This window comes from Metabacillus idriensis, assembly GCF_009674765.1.
Classification (GTDB): domain Bacteria; phylum Bacillota; class Bacilli; order Bacillales; family Bacillaceae; genus Bacillus_P; species Bacillus_P idriensis.
The window spans coordinates 337,175-357,531 of record NZ_WKKF01000001.1 but is presented as its reverse complement, the minus strand read 5'-3'; the positions used below and the strand labels follow the sequence as shown (position 1 = coordinate 357,531).

The following is a 20,357-nucleotide window of genomic DNA, read 5'->3' as shown; positions in this document are numbered from 1 at the left end:
TATTTTTATAATTATATGCAAACGTTTTCCTGATGTTTTATAATGAGTTCATATTCAATAATTTGGCGATTCAAGGTGATCAATAGAATAGGATGATAGTCACACCTTCTGTATCAGCTTTAGTCCTGCCGATTTCGCCGTTATACACAATTCAGCTAATGAAAGAGAGTGAACAACTTGTTAAAAGAAGCAATCTATCACCGCCCCAAAAATCAATTCGCCTATGCTTATGATGAAAAAACCATGCACCTCAGGCTTCGCACAAAAAAGAATGATGCTGACGCTGTCATTCTGATTTATGGCGATCCATATGAATGGAGCGAAAAAGGCTGGCACTTCAAACTTGAACCGATGCATAAAAGCGGTTCGGACGAGCTGTTTGATTACTGGTTTGCCGCTGTTGAACCAGAATACCGCCGGATGCGGTACGGATTTGAGCTGTCTTCCGGAGACGAAAAACTTATTTATACGGAAAAAGGGTTTATGAATGAAATCACAGTTGATGACACTGCCCCCTATTTTGCGTTTCCTTTTTTGAACAAGGCCGATGTTTTTAAAGCACCTGAATGGGTCAAGGATACAGTCTGGTATCAAATTTTCCCTGAAAGATTTGCAAACGGAGATTCTTCTATTAATCCAGAAGGCACTTTGGAGTGGGGCAGCACGGAGCCGACGAGCGGCAATTTCTTTGGCGGGGATTTTGAAGGCGTCATCAAAAATATCGATTATCTGAAAGAATTAGGTGTAAGCGGTCTTTATTTCACACCCGTTTTTAAAGCGTATTCCAATCACAAATATGACACAATCGATTACATGGAGCTTGATCCTCAATTTGGCGATAAAGAGACGTTTAAACGGCTTGTGCAAACGTGTCATGAAAACGGAATTAAAATCATGCTTGATGCGGTTTTCAATCACAGCGGCTATTACTTCCCTCAATTTCAGGATGTACTCGAACATGGAATGGATTCCAAGTATAAAGACTGGTTCCATATTCATCAGTTCCCGCTTAAAAATGAAGATGATACATTAAACTATGATGCATTCGCTTTCGTTGAGAGCATGCCTAAACTGAATACGGAGCATCCTGAAGTGAAGGAATACTTGCTTGAAGTAGGGCGTTACTGGGTTCGCGAGTTTGACATTGACGGATGGAGACTGGATGTTGCAAATGAAGTAGATCATCAATTCTGGCGTGAATTCAGACAGGCTGTCCGCGCAGAAAAAGAAGATGTTTATATCTTAGGTGAAATCTGGCATGATTCGATGCCATGGCTTTTGGGAGATCAGTTTGATGCCGTTATGAACTATCCGTTTACAACAGGGACAATGAATTTTATTGCTGGTGATAAAGTACGGGCTCAGGAGTTCGTGAATATTATGGAAAGCGTGCTCCACTCTTATCCGAAAAACGTAAATGAAGTGGCTTTCAATTTACTCGGAAGCCATGATACACCGCGCATCTTAAATACAGCGAATCACTCCAAGGCAAAACTGAAGCTGCTGTTTGCCTATCAGTTAAGCTTTATCGGCTCGCCCTGCATTTATTATGGAGATGAAATCGGCATGGACGGGGAACAGGATCCAGGCTGCCGCAAATGCATGATCTGGGATGAGGCCAAGCAGGATCGTGAGCTTTTCAATTATGTGAAAAAGCTGATTGGCCTCCGCAAGCAATATCCTGTATTCGGTAATGGAGGAGATATTACATTTGTCGAAGCTAACGATGAAACCAATCATGTTATTTTTACAAAACAGAACGAAGCACAAAAAATGATTGCAGTCCTTAATAATTCAGAAACCGAGTTAACGGCAGCACTTCCTTTTGATTTAGAAGATAAAAAATTAATTGACTTACTGACAGGCAAAGAATATGCCGCACACTCTAAGAATCTCACTGTAACAGTGAAGCCATTTGAGATGGCATTCTATTTAATTGGAAAATAAGTGAATAAAAAAACAGCCCCGGAACGATCTCCAGGGCTGTTTTTTCACTCTTCAGGGCGCGGACCCGCATCAATGCCCCTGCTCTCGACTGTCATAATCGGCCTGCAGGTGATGTCGCCGCTCACGCGGATTTGGCAAGATAACCGCAAATGGTCCTCAACACCTTTTTCAGCAAAAGCATTTTTCTCTGCATTTGTAACATCTTCAAAATCACCTTCGAGGATTTCGACCCGGCAGGATGTGCATTTTGCTTTTCCCCCGCAGCGGTGCAGAATATCAATTCCGTTATCCTCAAGTGCAAGTACCAGTTTTCTTCCCAATTCGGCCTCAAACGACCCTTTTCCCGGAACGTGTATTGTCGGCATTTCGATCTCCTCCATTCAATTGTAGTATCATCCTGACCTATTACCCGCAATTCTAATCCAAGCTTTATTTCTTTCTTGATACTATCTTTCGATACTCAAGCGGCGATACCCCCTCCAAACGTTTAAATACTTTTGTAAAGTAAGCAGCATCAAAAATTCCGACTTCTTTTGCAATCGATGAAATTTTGTGGTCAGCCGTTCGGAGCAGCCGCTTAGCCTGCTCCATCCGGTATTGATTTAAGTACTGAACAGGTGTCACTCCCATCGTTTTCTGCATGCACCGGGTAATGTAATCGGGGTGAAAGTGCAATTCTCTTGCAAAGTCCTCCATTTTAATTTCTTCTTTGTAATGCTTTCTTAAAAACCTGAGTGTCTCCTCCACTACTTTTTCGGCAGCGCTTGGAATTTGCAGCGACTCTTTTTGCAAATGAAGAATCAATTCTTCAAAGTAAATTTGCTGTCTTAACGGATAATCAGGAGTCTGGTGATACATGCTGACCAGATTATCAAAGATTTTTTCGACAAAATCCTTATGTATGCATTCCCCAAAAGCAGGAATTTTAAAATGGAATCTGGACGGCTCTACGAAATCTCCATCAACAGTCTGCACCTCGGACCAGTTTTCGTTTCCTTGATCATGAAGGGAAAAAGCTCCGGCCATTTTAAAATGAGTCCAGAAAACCCTTGTATCTTTTCCGCAGCTTTTATGGCCATAATGCTCAAAACCAGGGATTAAAATCAGATATTGTCCCTCTCTAATCGTAAATGAACGTTCATGCTCAGTCATATAAAGCTCTCCTGACTGAACATAGATAAGGTCAAACACAGTGAAAACACGTTTAAAATGTTTGGTTCCTTTATTAAAAATCGCATCCCCTCCTTTAATAAAAACAGGAAATGGAGGAATATCAAAACCGATGTATGTCATACTGTCCTCCTTTTTTCAGGTCGTATATTTACAAAAATGATCGTAATCATCTCTTTTTATTATATAAGATCCTCTGTAAACTAGTAATGATTTTATATGTGTTTTACAGAAGGGAATGTCCGGTTTGACTCAAAAATTAAAAGATCGAAAATTGACATTATTTGCTCTTACATGGCCGATTTTCATAGAATTATTTTTACATATGCTGATGGGAAATGCCGATACCCTTATGCTCAGCCAATACTCCGATGAATCTGTAGCTGCAGTAGGCGTTGCCAATCAGATATTGAATGTGCTCATTGTGATGTTCGGCTTCATTGCAACTGGAACTATTGTGCTGATCACACAAAATGTCGGGGCAGGCAACCGCAAGAGCGCGCTTGAGATTTCTCAAGTATCCATTGCAGCCAATCTGATCCTCGGGATTGTCATCGGCCTGATTGTCATTGTGTTCAGCGAAGCCATGCTCAATATGATGAACCTTCCAGCCTCACTCCTTCCGGAAGCGGATTTATACCTTCGTTTAGTAGGAGGCTTATGCTTTATCCAGGCTTTGATCATGACAATCGGAGCGATCTTAAAAAGCTACGGCTTCACAAAAGATACGATGTACATCACGATCGGGATGAATATACTGAATGTCATCGGCAACTACATTTTTATCTTTGGTCCATTCGGATTGCCGGTACTGGGCGTTGAAGGTGTTGCCATCTCTACTGTCACATCCAGATTCATCGGACTGATCGCCATTTCATATTTGCTTATAAAAAGGATTTCTTTTGAAACAAAATTGAAGGATGTATTTAAACTGCCTGCTGCACATCTTAAAAACCTGCTGAAAATCGGTGTTCCTTCAGCTGGCGAACATTTATCGTACAATGGATCTCAAATCGTCATCACAGTCTTCATTACAATGCTTGGCGCTGAAGCACTGACAACAAAAGTTTACGCTCAGAACCTGATGATGTTCATCTTCCTCTTCAGTTTAGCCATCAGCCAGGGAAATCAAATCCTTATCGGACAAATGGCAGGTGCGAGAGAATACAGCAAAGCCTATGAACGGTGCTTGAAATCTTTATACTGGGGAATTGGAATGTCAGCTGTTATCGCAATCATATTCAGCATTTTCACAGATAGCTTGTTTGGCATTTTCACAGACAATCAGGAAATTCTGCAAATCGGTGCATCCCTCATGCTGCTGACGATTATTCTTGAACCAGGCAGAGCTTTTAACCTGATTATTATCAGCGCTCTGAGAGCAGCAGGCGATGTTAAGTTTCCAGTCTATATGGGTATTTTATCCATGTGGGGCATCAGCGTCCCGCTCGCTTATCTATTAGGCATTCACTTTGAACTTGGTCTTGCCGGAATTTGGATGGCTTTTATCGCAGATGAGTGGCTAAGGGGAGTCTTGATGCTGATTCGCTGGAAGTCAAAAGTGTGGGTGAACAAAGGATTTATTTTACAATCAAATGCTGTTTCCTAAACCTGGCTTACACAGTCAGGTTTTTTATGTAAGATAAATTAACACAAAAAGAAAGCGCTTCATTTATTTGTAGTCTGTTAGTCCTAAATTTTTTATTTAAATTTTCAGAAAAATACTTGATTTCTGCATATTCATGCCATATGATAATAAACATAACAACAAGTGTTATATTACCTAACATCGTTTTCGGATTTTCTGTCTTTGGTCTTATTTATTCTTATTTGCCAACTAAAAAGAAGGAGCGTGTTTTTATGGATGCTGTCGTGTTAATGGACAATTTGTGGGTCATTATTGCAGGTATACTGGTATTGCTTATGCAAGGAGGCTTTATATTACTTGAAGCCGGTTCAACCCGAATGAAAAATGCCGGCCACATCGCCGGCAAGACAATCTTCACAATCGGAATTGCTTCTCTCGTCTTCTGGGCTGTCGGCTATGGGTTTATTTATGGAGATGGAAATAAATTTATCGGACTATCAAGTTTCTTTTATGGTGACGCATCACCTGCTGACGGCGGATTAACGACATCCGTTGATTTCTTTTTCCAGCTGGCATTTGCAGCCATTGCATTGACCATTGCCTTTGGAGGCTTTGCAGAACGTGCTAAATTGTCTGCCTACGTTATCTTTGCGGTTCTATTTTCAGCTCTTGTTTATCCTGTCGTCGCCCACTGGATCTGGGGCGCCGGCTGGCTGAAGGATTTAGGCAAGCAAGACTTTGCAGGCTCGACTGTTGTTCATTTAACTGGTGCTATGGCAGCACTTGCAGCAACAATTGTCTTAAAACCAAGGCTTGGAAAATACGGGAAAGACGGAACTATGAATCAATTGTCTGGCCACAACCAAGTGTACACAGCTTTAGGTGTTTTGATTCTATGGGTTGGATGGTTTGGTTTTAATGCTGGAAGCACATTCGGCGTGTCTGACGGATTCTTCGGCTATGTAGCATTAAACACTCAGCTTGCCGCTGCTGCTGGTGCAGTTGCTGCAATGATTGTGGTTCGCATCATGACAGGAAAAGCAGATATTCCAACAACCTTGAATGGTGCACTTGCTGGTCTTGTAGCCATTACAGCGTCTTGTGCGTTTGTTGCTCCGTGGGCAGCAGTTGTTATTGGATTAGTAGGAGGAATCATTGTCTACTTCAGCATGAAGCTATTTGATAAAGCCAAAATTGATGATCCGATTTTCGCCCTGTCTGTTCATGGTGCTGCTGGAGTCTGGGGAACTTTATCAACCGGATTCTTTGCAACTCCAGAGCTTGCAGAACGAAACGGCGGTTTAGCTGGATTATTCTACGGCGGAGGCTTCACTCAGCTTGGGGTTCAAGCGATTGGCATCCTGTCATGCGCTGCTTATGCCTTTGTCATCTCCTACGTCATCTTGAAAGTGATGAAGCAAGTAATGGGCACAATCCGCGTAACGGAAGAAGAAGAAATGATCGGACTGGATATGAGTGAGCACGGAAGCTACGGCTATCCAGAATCATTCTCAGCTGCAGAAGAGAGCAGTTCAAATAAAAAAACCACAGCCTAAAAGGTAAATCAGAATAGTCCGTTTTGACTGAAAGTAAGCAGGCAAAAGAGTCCGGTTGTGACTTTATTGCCTGTTTCTTATTGTTTAAATTAAAGGCACAGCGCATGTATTCTTGTGAATCATATCCCTGTCTCCTATAATCAAGGGAGAGAGAGGTGCGAAAAAAATGAAACTCGATCAATCAATTTATTATTTTTTTCTTTTTTGGTATGCATGCGGGGTTATTTTGCTTAGCTTTGATATTCTTCCGCCTGTCCTTGAATGGGCAAATGTCGTCTTTTTAATTGCAGCGGGGATCATCGGCGGCATTTATTTTATCCGCTCCTACGGCCGGACGAAAGGACTTTTCATATCGGCACTAATCGTGTTTTTTTCCATTTTTGCTGAACATCTTGGGGTAGAGTACGGAATTCTTTTCGGAGATTATTATTATACTCAGGATTTTGGTCCAAAGCTGATTGGCGTACCAATTGCGATTGGATTTGCATGGCTGATGGTTATTGCTTCGTCGCATGCGCTGGCAAAAGTCATTGCTTACAATCAAAATGTCATCCTATACGTGCTGACGGGCTCATTTCTTGCAGTCCTGATGGATTTAATCATTGATCCAGTAGCATATGAAGTGAAAGAATATTGGGTCTGGCAGGCTGAAAGCTTCTATTATAATATTCCATTTTCAAATTTTGCAGGCTGGTTTATCGTGGCATTCATTCTTCACTTTGCCATCTACTTTATCGTACATAAAGAAATTTCAACCTATAATCTTTGGCACAGCAGAATGATTCTTGTTTTCGGATTGATTCAGGCTATGTTTATCCTGCTTGCGCTGATCAATCAGCTTTGGCTTGCCGTCATTATGACAGCTTCGCTTACAGCCATTGCTTTGGCAGGCTATTATCTTTCACTGAAGAGGTTTACACATGATCGAAGCATCTAAAAAACCATACTTTGAAAAACTCTTTTTCATCTATAATCGCATGCTGTTTAAACGACATTTTAACGGGATCTATACGGACAGCTGTGCAAACATTCCCGAGCAGGCCGTCATTTGCATGAATCACAGCACATGGTGGGACGGATTGCTGCTTTTTCATTGCAATCAGGCTAAGCTTAAACACGACATTTATATTATGATGCATGAAAAGGGACTCATCCAGTTCCCATTCTTTAAAAAATTGGGTGCTTTTTCAGTAAACCGCGATAAACCAAAAGACATTGTTCTTTCTCTTCAGTATGCAAAAGCCAAGCTGGGTGAAAACAAGTCTGTTTGTCTGTTTCCGCAGGGCAATGAATTGCACCTTGAGAAAAGGCCGCTTGGATTCTTGCCTGGCGCCATTTCCCTGCTTGAGAAAAATAAAGAGGTCCCCATCTTGCCTGTGCTGTTTTACTACTCATTTGGCAATCAAAAAAAACAGGATATTTTCGTCCGAATATTACCTCCTCTGTTTTATGATCAGCTTGAAGGAAACACTCGCAAGGAAAAAAACGAACGTTTCGAATGTTTCTTTACAAAAGAACTGGATGCTTTAAAACAGCAGATCATAGATCAAGATACAAAGAACTTCGTTAATATTTTATAGTTTTCAGTGTCAGAAAGGACGTTACGTATGAAAAAAGCGGTCGTTATAGGAGCGGGCTTAGGCGGATTATCCGCTGCAATCACACTTGCAAGCCGCGGATTCAAGGTAGATGTATTTGAAAAAAACAGTCACGCCGGCGGAAAATTGATGCCGGTAGATCTTGGAGACTATCATTTCGATTTCGGCCCAAATACGATTACAATGCCGCAAGTGTTTGAGCGTGTTTTTTCGATTGCCGGCGAAAAGATGCAGGACTATATTGAAATGATAAAGCTTGATGTTCATACACGGAATGTGTTCGAAAACGGCGCCGTATTTGATTTTACAAGCCGGGCGGCAGCCATGAAAAAACAGCTTGAGTCCTCAGATCCATTTGCTTCAGAACACTATGATTCGTTTTTAGAAGAGATTACAAGACTCTACAAATTGTCAGAAACCCATTTTTTCCCTAAGATGTTCGAATCCTTTACAGACTATTTGTCTCCTTCTCTTGGAACTGCTCTTCTCAAGGTAAGACCGCTTGAATCCATGCACCATTTTTTCAGCCGCTATTTTAAGAATCCTGACATCATAAAAGCATTTGACCGTTATGCGACATACATTGGCTCCTCACCCTATATTTCACCTGCCACATTCGCTATGATTGCCTATTTGGAGCTATTACAGGGAGTATTTTATGTCAAAGGGGGCAATGTGAAAATTGCTGAAGCTTATTTGACAATAGCTGAGAAACTCGGGGTTCAGTTTCATTTTAACAGTGAAGTTATGAAAATAGATGTTGAGAACAAGCGCGCGAGCTGCGCAATGCTTTCAGACGGACAGCGAATTGCGGCAGATGAATTTGTTATGAATGCTGACTTGCTTGAAGCTTATCCAAATCTCGTCCGCGAACAGGATCGGCCAAATTTTAACACAGCTAAACGCGACCGTTACCAGCCGTCCATCTCAGCATTCGTCATTTTAGCAGGATTAACGATTCGCAATCCGCAATTACTGCACCATAATGTCTTTTTTTCAGAAGACTATGAAACAGAGTTCCGTGAATTGTTTTCAGATCATCAATACAGCGATACTCCTACCATCTATATCAGCAATTCTTCCTATAGTGACCGGACTGTTTCCCCGCATGGTGACAACTTGTTTATCCTTGTCAATGCTCCTGCGCTGACTAAAAAAGGCAGGCTTGTTATTAACGAAGAAGAGTACAAAGAACGGATTTACGATCTATTGGAAAAAAAAGGCGTGAAAATTCGCGGCCATCTTGCATGTGAGCGCATTATCACTCCGCTTGAGATATCAAAAACGTTTGGGGCCTACCGCGGGGCATTGTATGGCATATCTGCCAACAGGAAAATAGATGCTTTCCTCCGTCCAAGCAACTTTGCAAAGGATATTAAAAATCTCTCCTTCGTCGGCGGAAGCACGCATCCCGGAGGCGGATCGCCTATGGTGACGTTAAGCGGCATCAATGTAGGAGAGGCTTTAGCAAAAAGAGCATGAGCAGAAAAACCCACTTCGCATGAAGTGGGTTTTCATCTATTATTTTTTCTCCATCCATTCAGGCTTTCCAAAGCCTGCAAAATCTTTATCAATCGCTTTTTCAAACCCTTCAGATTCAACAACTTCCTTAATATCTTCAGCAATCTCTGAATCTGCATCTTTCGTATTCATCACGACACGGTTGCGGTGCACATCATTCATTTCCTCCAGCTGAACTGCGTCTGCAAGATTCATTTTCGCAGCTAAAGCAAAATTTCCCGGTACTGCAGACAAATCTGTATCCTCCACTGCTCTTGGCAATTGGGCAGCTTCTACAGGAACGAATGTTAGTTTTTTAGGATTTTTGGTCACATCTTTTTCAGATACCTGGATCGGATTCACAGCTTCATTCAGCTCGACTAATCCGCCATCTTTCAAAATCTTGAGAGCGCGCGCTGCGTTGGTTGGGTCATTCGGAATGGCGACAGTCGCCCCTTCCTTCACTTCACTGAGGGATTTGATTTTGTCAGAATAAATTCCCATAGGTGCAGTAGGCACAGTAATCACTTCAGATAAATCCAATTTGCTTTGTTTTGCGAAGGTTTCCATATAGATTTTATGCTGAAACAGATTGGCATCAAGCTCATCATTGCCGAGCGCCTGATTTGGCTGAATGTAATCATTGAATTGAACAACCTCAACTTCGTAGCCTTTTTGCTCAAGGCCCGGTTTGATCGCCAGTTCAACCATATCTGTGTAAGGACCTGCTGAAGCTCCAATTTTAATCCTTTTCTTTTCTCCATCTGCTCCTTCTGCACCGCAAGCAGATAAGACTCCCATAACAAGTACAATAAGTGCTAAAACTAATTTTTTCATTCTTTCTCCTCCTATTTATTCACACAAAAAAATTCCCCTTTCATTCAGAAAGAGGAATCGTATGTATGACGACTTATCTTCCAGAATGAACAATCATTCTGCAGGATTTAGCACCGTTCCATTTAAGGAGGTTGCCGGACTTCACAGGGCCTGTTCCCTCAGTCTCTCTTGATAAGCAAGCTATGAATTTTTTGAATAACTGTATATTATACTTACAGCTTCGTTCTGTCAATCATTATTTTAGAATAATCAAAAAAGTGAGATTAAAAACCGCCAAAAACCACCGTCCCGATGAAGACGGTGGTTCAGCTATCACGTCAGGTCACCTGTTTTTACTGCACTTTACCCTTTTTATGCTGCTGCTGATCGCGTATATAGCACCAGCCTCATAAATTCTGGCTGCCGCAGTGCCAATTCAGAATCAGATCTGCGACAGTATGGCATGTTTTTCTTCACTCGACACAAAGTTCCGCTCACCGAACACATCGTAGTCATTCAAACGGATTTTGTTGAGTATAGCTCTGTAAAAGTGTCCGGCAGCTTTTACCGGTGCACGGGCATGGATAGGATATTCATTCATTGTCAGCATCGCTGTATCATACTGTTTCTCCGCTTCAGCGGCAAGATGCTCCCATACTCTGATGAATTCTGGAGTAACGGTCTGCTTCTGCAGATCCCGCTCTGTCAGGTGATGCTTTTGCATAATATCTTTTGGGACATAAATCCGGTCTCGCCCAAGATCCTCACCGATGTCACGGAGGATATTCGTCAGCTGCATGCCAAGTCCAAGTGCAATCGCCCCTTCTCTAAGAACCGCTTTCTTTTTAGGCGCCAAAATAGGCAGAAGCATTAGACCGACAGTGCTTGCTACATGATAAGAATAGTCCAGCACTTCGTCCATAGAGTGATAGCGGATTTTCACAAGGTCCATTCCCTGTCCTTTTATCATATCCTGAAAGGCCTGAATATCCATTTCATAATGTTTGAATGTGTCATGAAGGGCAACCCACATAAAGTTTTCATGAGAAAAACTGCCTTTTAGAAAACCCTCGAATTCTTCCTGAAATTTCCTGAGCTCTTCTTTAGGCTTTTTTCCTTCATCAACGATATCATCTGCGATTCTGCAAAAAGCGTATACTGCCCAAACAGCTTTCCTCTTTTTAGAAGGAAGGAGGGAAAAAGCTTTATAGAAAGTTTTAGAATGATGCTGAATGACTTCTTCACATTGTTTATAGGCAAGGTTTAAATTAACCACTCAAACTCACTCCTTCACTCTCTTTGTTCTTATGATCTGACAGGATGGCTGATACCATCAATTTCGCCCCCTGCATCACAATCGGGACCCCGCCTCCCGGATGAATGGATGCTCCCACTGCATATACATTTGAAAGCTTCGAAGGCTTTACCTGGGGTCTGAATACGCCTGATTGGAATAAGGAAGGCGCAATGCCAAAGCTTCCTCCCTGAAAAAGACCTTCCATCTCTTTATCTTCAGGTGTACGGACCTTCATCCACTGAATGGATTTTCTGAGTCCAGGGAACCCCCGCTCCTCAAGCTGATCGATCATTTTCTCGATAAAGCCATTTTGCTCCTTCCAATTGACGCTGCTTCCGGAAGGAACGGGAATTAATGAATAGAGCACTCCATGCCCCTCAGGCGCAAGCGATGAATCGATTACAGAAGGATGAAAAGCATAAAAGGACGGATCTGACGGCACTTCTTTAGTAACAAAAATTTCCTTCATATGCTGATTAAAATCTGAACCCATAAAAAACTGATGAACAAGTGCTTCCTTGTATACTTTGTTTAAGCCGAAATAAAGCATGACGCAGCTTGATGACGGCGTATAGTTTCGGGTCGGCATTGATTCTTGTGAAATCAGCTTGGATGCTCCAGGAAAATCTCCATTTAAAACAAAGGAATCTGCTTTTATCACATTGCCGTTAACAATCAGTCCCTCCGCTTTTTCGCCGTCTGACAAAACTCTTTCAACATTCGCGTCCGTAACAACTTCTACACCCTGTTTTAAAAGTTCGTTTTCTAAAACGGTGACAAGACTTGCATAACCGCCTTTTAAATAATAGATTCCATGCTGATGCTCGCTGAATGAGATGAGTGAGTACAGAGCCGGAGAATCAAGAGGATTGCCGCCTATATACAGCGTCTGCAGAGAGTAAGCCTGCCTGATCTTTTCATCCTGAAAATAAGCTTTGAGTGAGTTATTCACAGATTTATAAGCCTTCAGCTGCATAAGTGTCTGCAGATTATGCCGAGTCCAGAATGTGCGCTTGTCATGAAATGACTTCTCAAGAAATTTTGACTTTCCAAGCTGAAACCGAATCTCCATATCTTTCATAAACGTTCGGAACCCGTCTTCATTTCCGGGAAAATTTTCGCTTATTTCCTGGAGCTGGCGTTCTACAGAATTGTATTTTGTATAAGACGCACCATCTTTAAACTGCAGTTTATACAAGGGATTAATTTTGATTAATTCGTACTGATCATCTGATACACCTGCCTCTTGCAGAATCGCCCTCAGCATTTCAGGCAAAAGGACAATCGTCGGCCCTTCATCGATCCTGTAACCTTTTTCCTCTACAAAAGCTAACCTGCCGCCAAGCTTGTTCCTTTTTTCAAAGATCGTGACATCATATCCGTGTTTCCTGAGCATCAGCGCTGATATCAGACCGCCGATCCCTCCGCCCGCAATCGCTATTTTCATAGTGCATTCCCCAATTTCTTTTCAGATTTTAAAGGTACAGGATGACTCGTTTCCTTCATGAGGGCATTGGTTGTGATCCGTGCTGATTCCAATATGGTGGGAAGCCCGCTGCCGGGATGCGTCCCTCCGCCCACCAGCCAGCAATGATTCAGCTCTTCAAACTTGTTGTGCGGTCTAAGAACCATCATTTGCGTCAGCTGATGGCCTAAATTAAACGTTGCACCTTTGTATACGAGAATGTCTTGCTCCCAATTTTTTGGAGTAATGATTTTTTCTGTTTCAATATGCGCTCTTAAGTTTTTAAACTGCGTCTTTTTTTCTATCGTTTCAAACACCAAATCTCTAAACGAATCCTGATATTTTTCCCAGTCAATTCCGCTGAAATTATTAGGAACCGGGGCAAGTATGTAAAGGGCAGACTTGCCTTCGGGTGCAAGTGTGTCATCAGTCACGCTGGCGTTTTGGATGTAGATGGATGGATCCCCTGACAACTTGAGCGTTTTTGTAATTTCTTCCACATTATTTTTATAGTCTTCTGAAAAAATAATGGAATGGTGAGGAAGATCATATTTCTTATCAAGTCCAAGATAGATCATGAAAGTTGAGCAGGAATATTTTTTCTTTTCCAGTTTCTCTTTCGAAAACTTTCTCAAGATGCCTGGGTCCACTAAATTCGACATTACATGGGCAAAATCGCCATTAATAACGACTTCGTCCGCATGGACTGCTGTTCCGTCCTCTAAAATAATTCCTTTTACATCCTTTTTCTCGACCCATAGTTTTTTAACTCCTTTGCCGAGATGAAGCCTCCCGCCGTATTCTTCAAGCACCTTTCCCATCGCTTTTGACAGCTGATTTACTCCGCCTCTTGGATGGAATATTCCATATTCATGCTCCATGAAGGATAGAATCGAAAATGCTCCGGGGCAATCCCACGGCGACATGCCAAGATACTTCGACTGAAAGGTAAAGGCGTATTTGACTCTTTCATCCTGAAAGTAATTAGAGAGTACATCGTATAAAGATTTCGTAACCGTAAGCTGCGGAAGCGCCTTAATGACCTTCCAGCTCATATAGTGGTGAAAACGGTCCATCTTGCTTTGAAGAATCGGCGTCAGGGCAGCCATTTTTTTTCGTGTATCATTCATAAATCTGAAGTAGCCCTTCCCGTCTCCAGGTGAAAACTCTTCTAATCTCTTGACCATTTCATCTGAATTTCTCGTCATTTTTAAAGATCGATCGTCAAAGATCAATTCATACATTTCTTCTAGTTCAATCATGTCCATATAATCATGAAGGTTTCTGCCCGCTGACTCAAAAATCTCTTCAGCAATATGAATCATGCTCAGAAAGGTTGGCCCCATATCAAATGTGAATCCGTCCATTTCAATAGAGGCGTTTCGTCCTCCCACATATGGCTGTTTTTCATAAACGTCTACTTGGTACCCCTGACTGGCCAAGTTCATGGCAGCTGCCAAGCCGCCAGGTCCTGCACCGATGACTATGATTTTTTTAGCCATGTTTACTCCTCCTAAACACTATACAATAGTTATACAAATATTATACAACCCACTTTATTAAAACACAATTAATATGGTGCTCCGAGTAGTAAATATCTTTCCCAAAAGAAAACGAACTCAATAGCTTTTCAGATCAATTGATTTTTAAATATGTCGAAAGACGAAACATCCTGGAGCCAGAACAAAAACGCAAGCGCCAAGGTCCGCTCAGGCATGGCAGATAAAAATCCGACAGAAAAGTCCGGTTCCCGGCTTTTTTGGCGGATTCGTTCTGACCGAGGATCTAGGCGCTGGAGCTTGCCGTAGATAACTTTATGTATATATCCACAACCTTTTAACTTTTATAATTTCCTAAACAATAAAAAAAGACCGGCTCATTTCGCCGGACTTGCGTCAACCATATTGACTGCAGCCTCAAACTGCAAAATTTCGGTTTCCCAGATTGCATTCCCTTTGATCACCTGATCTTTAAGACCCTCCGGAATGACAAATGTCCCGTTAACAGGTTCAAGCTGTTTGATCTGTTCTCCGTCAAGATAATAAATTTCATATTCAGGCTCTGCAATTCTGTTAGAAGCACTAAGACTGAACGTGTTTGCGTAATAAATGTCGATAGCCTCACCTTTAAAATCGCTTATGTAATATGGCTCTTTATCCCTGGTACAGTCTTTTCTTTTAAATTTGCAGTATTCAGGTTTAATATGGCTAAGTGTTGTCTCATTCCATTCAACCGAAATAACCGGCGGCTTACTGAGATCGACTGTCTCCTCCATCTCCGCACTGTCATCAGCAGAAAGGAGATAAATCGGAGCTGCCGCACAGGCAATAATACCTGCAGCAGCTGCGGCCTTCCAGACTCTGAACCTTCCGCTCTTAAGACCCTTCCTGTACAAAAACCATTCATCCCCAAGAAAAAACAGAAAGCCTGAGAGAACAGTTATCATAACCAGCAGAAATATTTCATGAAAAAAAATCAGGCCAGCAGCTGTTGAAGAAAGCATATGAATAGAAAAATTCAAGGTTCTTCTGCTTTCGCCCTTATTTCGGACAATGTAATAGGCAAGAATACTGACAGGAGTGCCAATCGCGATAATAAATGAACTAATATAGAACAGCAAGAAAGCGATGTCCTCCAGACTTGGACTAGAGGTGAAATCTCCTGTGATAAATCCTGTGATAAGCGCCGTTATATAGATAAGAAAATTGACACCAATGGAAGCCAAAGCTGCAATTCCAATTTTTTTATAAATCACACCTGTCACCTCAATTCCAATTTTAACATAAAGAGGAATTTTGAGAGTTTTTCAATGCAAAAAAACCGGCATAGCCGGCTTTTAAGATTCGTCAATATCAATTCTGTACTTCTCAAACCATACGTGAATTTGGGCCAGATGGGCGAGCAGCTGCGGACCTGTCATCAGCTGTCCGTACCATGGCGCCTGAAATGCATTTCCTTCTGATTCAATAATATCGTTCAGCGCTTTTTTATCAAAGAATACGTGTAGGGCTGAGTCTTTATTTTGAGTTAACGACTGAAGCCACGTTTTAACGGCTTTTGTATAGTGAGGATTATGCGTTTTTGGATACGGGCTTTTTTTGCGGTAAAGCACTTCATCTGGAAGCACGCCTTCTAATGCTTTGCGGAGAATGCCTTTTTCCCTGTCTCCATGCATTTTCATATCCCACGGAATGTTCCACACATATTCAACAAGACGATGATCAGCAAACGGAACGCGGACCTCAAGACTTGCTCCCATGCTCATGCGGTCTTTCCGGTCGAGCAAGGTCGTCATGAACCAAAGAATATTGAGATAAAACAGCTGTCTGCGTTTAGATTCTGTTTCAGTCTCACCAGCAAGAAGAGGTGTCTCCTTCAATGTTTCCTGATATCTTGTTTTTACGTACTCTTTTAAGTTCAGTTTGCTTTGCCAATCTGTACGAAGCAGATTCATCCTTGCATCCGTCGATCTCATCCATGGAAATGCATCTTCCGATAAATCCTGCGGGCGGTGGAACCACGGATAACCCCCGAATATTTCATCTGCACATTCTCCTGAGAGGCCTACAACAAAATCTTTCTTAATTTCTTTGCAGAACCACAGAAGAGAAGAATCAATATCCGCCATACCTGGAAGGTCCCTCACTTCAACAGCTTCCGTTAAGTAATCAACAAGCTGCTGCTGTGTGATGATTGACCGGTGGTGAACGGTTTGAAAAGTCTCTGTCATTTTATCGATCCAAGGAGCGTCTGAGTTTGGCTGAAATTCATTTGCTTTAAAAAACTTATCATTATCCTCGTAATCTATCGAAAACGTGTGCAAAGGACCCTTTCCTTCTTTTTCAAACGCTTTTGCAGCAATTGCGGTAATTGCACTTGAATCGAGTCCTCCTGAAAGAAATGTGCACACAGGAACATCGGATACAAGCTGGCGTGTCACCGCATCATTGACTAAAAATCCAACCCGGCTGACCGTTTCGTCAAATGTATCAAGATGCTTTCTGCTTTGTACATTCCAGTATCTCCAAACCTTCAGTCCTTCTTTTGAGAACGTCATAGCGTGAGCTGGACGGAGCTCTTTTACACCTTTAAAGACACCGATTCCAGGTGTTCTGGAAGGCCCGAGTCCAAATACCTCACTTAACCCTTCCCTGTCTAGAACGGCCTTTTGATCGGGATGGGCAAGAATCGCCTTCAGTTCTGAGCCAAAGATAATCGATGCATTCTGTTCAGAATAAAAAAGCGGTTTTACCCCCAATCTGTCTCTTGCAATGAACAGTTTTTCATTACTTGAGTCCCAGACCGCAAAGGCAAAAATACCATTTAAATGATGCACACATTCTTCCTTCCACTCCATGTACGCGCTGAGGAGGACCTCTGTGTCAGAATGGCCTGCAAATGTATACCCCCGCTTCAGTAATTCAACGCGGATATCTTCTGTATTATAAAGCTCGCCATTGTAGCAAATCGTAAATATATTTTCTTCCTTTTTGCGGGTCATCGGCTGTCTTCCGCCTTCAGGATCAACAACTACAAGACGTTTATGGCCAAAAAGAATGTGCTGCTCTCCCCACACATTCGTATCATCCGGTCCTCTTTTTGATAAGCATTCCGCCATATTTGCCATGACATTTTTATGCTGCTGCAGGTTTTTCTGATAATGAACCCACCCTGTTATTCCACACATCTGCCTACCATCTCCCCCATTTAAACAGCCTGATTTTTACTCAGACAGTAAAAGATGTACCTATCCTATGCATAACTTATGAAGTGTTGATTTGTCCGTATCACGTTTTTCTTTGTTTTAGGATGCTTTTGCAAAGTTCAGCTGAATGTTTGCGATAAATAAAATAAAACCGCCTTGCTTTAAAATGAATAAAACTTCCTCTAAATGGAAAAAACGAACGATAACGAGTCTATTTATGGGAGGTTCATTCCATGCTTTCTAACCAAAAACACCGCCTGCTCGAACGGCAGGAACGGGCACACGCAACAGGTTCTATTGATATCGGCGAAGATCAGGAATTCTTATTTTACGATGATGTAAACGAAGAAGTCTCCATCCTCCAACTTAAACCGGACGAAACAATTGAGATTTTGCTGAATGACTGCTGGTATACAGGCACCTATTTAACAGATGGACAGCTTTCTGTACCGATGGGCATCCATCAATTAAAAACAAATGATATGCTGCGCATTCAAAAAAAGGTGCCTTTCGCATTAGAATATATGCTCAAGGAATTCAGTGATGATTCTTTTCTTGCTTTCACAGCTAAGCTGAACGCGTTATCTTTCTCCATCCATGATTGTATCTACTGCTATAATCATATGGTATTTCAGGAAGGTAAAAACGATAAACAAGGGGTTTCTTTCTTTCAATTCGACAACGAGGAGGCCATTTGCGGAGTGCAGCATCATTTTTCAAGAGGCAGCAAGAACGAAGACCGGTTTGAATTTACAACCTGTACAGGAAAAAGAGCACTATTAACACAGATTCAGCAATAAAAAAGAACCTCTGCTTCCCGCAGAGGTTCTTTACATTAAAAGAATTTCAAACCGATCGGCAAACGCAAGCCAAGCAGAATGACGACAATCAGCACGATGACGAACTGAATCCAGAAAATGCGTGTCGGCTTTTTCTTTTTAGCGCGGACGAGAATCATTTCCATCATCGCAATAACATAGACGCCAAGAATCGCTTTTCCAATATATTCTCCGCTGATGGAAGCTAGACTTAACAGCAGCTGAATTCCTGAACCGATGATCAGTAAATAGAAAAGTCTTAAAGTCATGTGTACAATTTTAAATGGTTTTTCTTTACCAGACTTAAAGAGCGAGTTCGCGACAAAAAATAGAATAAGTGCGACAACCCAAGTCGTGATATGTAAGTGTGTAGTCAATGTAAATCCTCCTCTTTTTCATAACATCCCATCCATATAGTATCATGAATGCCTATAAAAAATGAAATGTAAGCGCATCGACTCTCCTATTGTTTTCTTTAAAAAGGTAGGCTATTGTAGAACATGAGGGAATGCTAGATTCCCGTAATTCCAGACTTAATCGCATACGGAGGGGATATTGTGTCAAAATCAGTACAAATCATCGACCTGACTGAAAAATATGGAGCAAACAATTATCATCCGCTGCCAATCGTCATCTCAAAGGCAGAAGGAGTTTGGGTAGAAGATCCTGAAGGAAACAAATATATGGATATGCTCAGTGCCTATTCTGCTGTAAATCAAGGGCACCGTCATCCAAAAATCATTGCTGCACTGAAGGAACAGGCAGATAAAATCACTTTAACATCAAGAGCCTTCCACAATGACCAGCTTGGACCGTGGTATGAAAAGGTTTCTAAACTTACAGGAAAAGAAATGGTTCTGCCAATGAATACAGGTGCAGAAGCAGTCGAAACGGCCGTTAAAACCGTTCGCCGCTGGGCTTATGATGTAAAGGGCGTTCCGGCAGATCAAGCAGAGATTATTGTGTGCGAGGAGAATTTCCACGGCCGTACAATGACAGCGGTCTCAATGAGCTCAAGCGAAGAATACAAACGCGGTTTCGGCCCTATGCTGCCTGGCATTAAAGTGATTCCATTCGGCAATTTGGAAGCACTGAAACAAGCGATTACACCAAATACAGCCGCTTTCATCTTTGAACCAATTCAAGGTGAAGCTGGCATTCACATTCCTGAAGATGGATTCCTGAAGGCTGCGTATGACATCTGTAAAGAAAACAATGTGCTTTATGTGGCAGACGAAATCCAGGCAGGACTTGGCCGCTCAGGAAAATTGTTTGCCTGTGACTGGGAAGACGTAAAACCGGATATGTACATTCTTGGAAAAGCACTTGGCGGAGGTGTTTTCCCAATCTCCTGTGTAGCTGCAGATAAAGATGTCCTTGGTGTTTTTGAGCCTGGCTCACACGGTTCAACATTTGGCGGAAACCCGCTTGCATGTGCCGTTTCCATTGCAGCCTTGGATGTGCTTGTTGATGAAAAGCTGTCTGACCGCTCATTGGAGCTTGGAAGCTATATGCAGGACCGCCTGCGTGAAATCGACAATCCGGTTATTAAAGAAGTACGAGGCAAAGGTTTATTTATTGGTTTAGAACTTACTGAATCAGCACGCCCTTATTGTGAAAAACTCAAAGAAGAAGGACTTCTCTGCAAAGAAACGCATGAAACCGTCATTCGCTTTGCACCGCCGCTCGTCATTTCGAAAGAAGATCTTGACTGGGCGATTGAGAAAGTGAAAAAAGTTCTCTCATAAAATTCAGTTTTAACAGTGTTAATCCTTTGCGGATTAACACTTTTTTAGTTTCAGCTCATGGCTCTATCAGTCTTTTAAAATGATCATCTGATCAAAATGTTGCCATATAACAATTTCACTTATGCTGCTGTGTCCTAATGGCTTTAATG

The 20,357-nt window shown here is 42.0% G+C and carries 17 protein-coding genes and 1 riboswitch; of the genes, 8 read left to right on the top strand and 9 right to left on the bottom strand.

Annotated features, from left to right (window positions below):
* The first annotated feature begins 177 nt into the window (after positions 1-177).
* Complete coding sequence (locus GJU41_RS01750; protein ID WP_070879233.1) at positions 178-1,947, top strand: glycoside hydrolase family 13 protein; 1,770 nt, start codon at positions 178-180, stop codon at positions 1,945-1,947.
* A gap of 44 nt (positions 1,948-1,991) precedes the next feature.
* Here the strand turns inward: GJU41_RS01750 and GJU41_RS01745 are convergent, their stop codons facing one another.
* Together GJU41_RS01745 and GJU41_RS01740 are read right to left on the bottom strand one after the other, a co-directional pair.
* Positions 1,992-2,312, bottom strand: coding sequence for a 2Fe-2S iron-sulfur cluster-binding protein (locus GJU41_RS01745; protein WP_070879234.1), 321 nt, complete (start codon positions 2,310-2,312; stop codon positions 1,992-1,994).
* Between the two features lie 64 nt (positions 2,313-2,376).
* Complete coding sequence (locus GJU41_RS01740; RefSeq protein WP_070879235.1) at positions 2,377-3,240, bottom strand: helix-turn-helix transcriptional regulator; 864 nt, start codon at positions 3,238-3,240, stop codon at positions 2,377-2,379.
* Positions 3,241-3,364: 124 nt separating this feature from the next.
* Between GJU41_RS01740 and GJU41_RS01735 the strand changes: the two genes are divergently transcribed.
* The 5 genes from GJU41_RS01735 (at position 3,365) to GJU41_RS01715 (ending at position 9,341) form a co-directional block, all read left to right on the top strand.
* Positions 3,365-4,726 (top strand): MATE family efflux transporter, encoded by a 1,362-nt coding sequence (locus tag GJU41_RS01735; RefSeq protein ID WP_396653155.1) that lies wholly within the window; start codon positions 3,365-3,367, stop codon positions 4,724-4,726.
* A 251-nt stretch (positions 4,727-4,977) separates the two neighbouring features.
* Entirely contained in the window at positions 4,978-6,261 is a 1,284-nt protein-coding gene (locus tag GJU41_RS01730) for an ammonium transporter (protein ID WP_070879237.1), read from the top strand.
* A gap of 166 nt (positions 6,262-6,427) precedes the next feature.
* Positions 6,428-7,198 carry a carotenoid biosynthesis protein gene (locus tag GJU41_RS01725; protein WP_070879238.1) on the top strand — a complete coding sequence of 257 codons (771 nt, stop codon included), beginning with the start codon at positions 6,428-6,430 and terminating at the stop codon, positions 7,196-7,198.
* Positions 7,182-7,841 (top strand): lysophospholipid acyltransferase family protein, encoded by a 660-nt coding sequence (locus GJU41_RS01720; RefSeq protein WP_070879239.1) that lies wholly within the window; start codon positions 7,182-7,184, stop codon positions 7,839-7,841. Before GJU41_RS01725 ends, GJU41_RS01720 begins: the two co-directional genes overlap by 17 nt.
* Before the next feature lie 27 nt (positions 7,842-7,868).
* The gene (locus GJU41_RS01715; RefSeq protein WP_154317892.1) at positions 7,869-9,341 is read left to right on the top strand and encodes a phytoene desaturase family protein; all 1,473 of its coding nucleotides are present in this window, start codon (positions 7,869-7,871) and stop codon (positions 9,339-9,341) included.
* Positions 9,342-9,380: 39 nt separating this feature from the next.
* Here GJU41_RS01715 and GJU41_RS01710 read toward each other — a convergent pair whose 3' ends face one another.
* From GJU41_RS01710 to asnB, 6 genes are all read right to left on the bottom strand, one after another.
* Positions 9,381-10,196: a MetQ/NlpA family ABC transporter substrate-binding protein gene (locus GJU41_RS01710; RefSeq protein ID WP_154317891.1), complete on the bottom strand. Its 816-nt coding sequence runs from the start codon at positions 10,194-10,196 to the stop codon at positions 9,381-9,383.
* A 70-nt stretch (positions 10,197-10,266) separates the two neighbouring features.
* A riboswitch (SAM riboswitch) is annotated at positions 10,267-10,374 on the bottom strand.
* Positions 10,375-10,617: 243 nt separating this feature from the next.
* On the bottom strand, positions 10,618-11,451 hold the full coding sequence (locus tag GJU41_RS01705; RefSeq protein WP_170292692.1) for a phytoene/squalene synthase family protein: 834 nt from the start codon (positions 11,449-11,451) through the stop codon (positions 10,618-10,620).
* On the bottom strand, positions 11,444-12,919 hold the full coding sequence (locus tag GJU41_RS01700) for a phytoene desaturase family protein (protein WP_154317890.1): 1,476 nt from the start codon (positions 12,917-12,919) through the stop codon (positions 11,444-11,446). Before GJU41_RS01700 ends, GJU41_RS01705 begins: the two co-directional genes overlap by 8 nt.
* Positions 12,916-14,439, bottom strand: a complete 1,524-nt coding sequence (locus GJU41_RS01695) for a phytoene desaturase family protein (protein WP_154317889.1) — start codon at positions 14,437-14,439, stop codon at positions 12,916-12,918. The genes GJU41_RS01700 and GJU41_RS01695 overlap by 4 nt, the downstream gene beginning before the upstream one ends.
* Positions 14,440-14,813: 374 nt before the next feature.
* Positions 14,814-15,692 carry a hypothetical protein gene (locus tag GJU41_RS01690; RefSeq protein ID WP_154317888.1) on the bottom strand — a complete coding sequence of 293 codons (879 nt, stop codon included), beginning with the start codon at positions 15,690-15,692 and terminating at the stop codon, positions 14,814-14,816.
* 81 nt (positions 15,693-15,773) lie between these two features.
* A complete protein-coding gene (gene asnB, locus GJU41_RS01685; protein ID WP_154317887.1) occupies positions 15,774-17,624 on the bottom strand; it encodes an asparagine synthase (glutamine-hydrolyzing) in 1,851 nt (616 codons plus the stop codon).
* Positions 17,625-17,875: 251 nt separating this feature from the next.
* Between asnB and GJU41_RS01680 the strand changes: the two genes are divergently transcribed.
* Positions 17,876-18,442 carry a DUF2777 family protein gene (locus GJU41_RS01680; RefSeq protein ID WP_154317886.1) on the top strand — a complete coding sequence of 189 codons (567 nt, stop codon included), beginning with the start codon at positions 17,876-17,878 and terminating at the stop codon, positions 18,440-18,442.
* 35 nt (positions 18,443-18,477) lie between these two features.
* Here the strand turns inward: GJU41_RS01680 and GJU41_RS01675 are convergent, their stop codons facing one another.
* On the bottom strand, positions 18,478-18,837 hold the full coding sequence (locus tag GJU41_RS01675; protein WP_154317885.1) for a YisL family protein: 360 nt from the start codon (positions 18,835-18,837) through the stop codon (positions 18,478-18,480).
* Positions 18,838-19,017: 180 nt separating this feature from the next.
* Here GJU41_RS01675 and GJU41_RS01670 point away from each other — a divergent pair, with 180 nt between their 5' ends.
* Positions 19,018-20,208, top strand: a complete 1,191-nt coding sequence (locus GJU41_RS01670; RefSeq protein WP_070879249.1) for an ornithine--oxo-acid transaminase — start codon at positions 19,018-19,020, stop codon at positions 20,206-20,208.
* The last annotated feature ends 149 nt before the right edge of the window (positions 20,209-20,357 follow it).

Bases quoted from the DNA above. Each gene is read 5' to 3' on its own strand.
- GJU41_RS01730 (WP_070879237.1), top strand. From the start codon at position 4,978: ATGGATGCTGTCGTGTTAATGGACAATTTGTGGGTCATTATTGCAGGT.
- GJU41_RS01720 (WP_070879239.1), top strand. From the start codon at position 7,182: ATGATCGAAGCATCTAAAAAACCATACTTTGAAAAACTCTTTTTCATC.
- GJU41_RS01745 (WP_070879234.1), bottom strand. From the start codon at position 2,312: ATGCCGACAATACACGTTCCGGGAAAAGGGTCGTTTGAGGCCGAATTG.
- GJU41_RS01695 (WP_154317889.1), bottom strand. From the start codon at position 14,439: ATGGCTAAAAAAATCATAGTCATCGGTGCAGGACCTGGCGGCTTGGCA.
- GJU41_RS01680 (WP_154317886.1), top strand. From the start codon at position 17,876: ATGCTTTCTAACCAAAAACACCGCCTGCTCGAACGGCAGGAACGGGCA.
- GJU41_RS01700 (WP_154317890.1), bottom strand. From the start codon at position 12,919: ATGAAAATAGCGATTGCGGGCGGAGGGATCGGCGGTCTGATATCAGCG.
- GJU41_RS01715 (WP_154317892.1), top strand. From the start codon at position 7,869: ATGAAAAAAGCGGTCGTTATAGGAGCGGGCTTAGGCGGATTATCCGCT.
- GJU41_RS01740 (WP_070879235.1), bottom strand. From the start codon at position 3,240: ATGACATACATCGGTTTTGATATTCCTCCATTTCCTGTTTTTATTAAA.
- GJU41_RS01725 (WP_070879238.1), top strand. From the start codon at position 6,428: ATGAAACTCGATCAATCAATTTATTATTTTTTTCTTTTTTGGTATGCA.
- GJU41_RS01710 (WP_154317891.1), bottom strand. From the start codon at position 10,196: ATGAAAAAATTAGTTTTAGCACTTATTGTACTTGTTATGGGAGTCTTA.
- asnB (WP_154317887.1), bottom strand. From the start codon at position 17,624: ATGTGTGGAATAACAGGGTGGGTTCATTATCAGAAAAACCTGCAGCAG.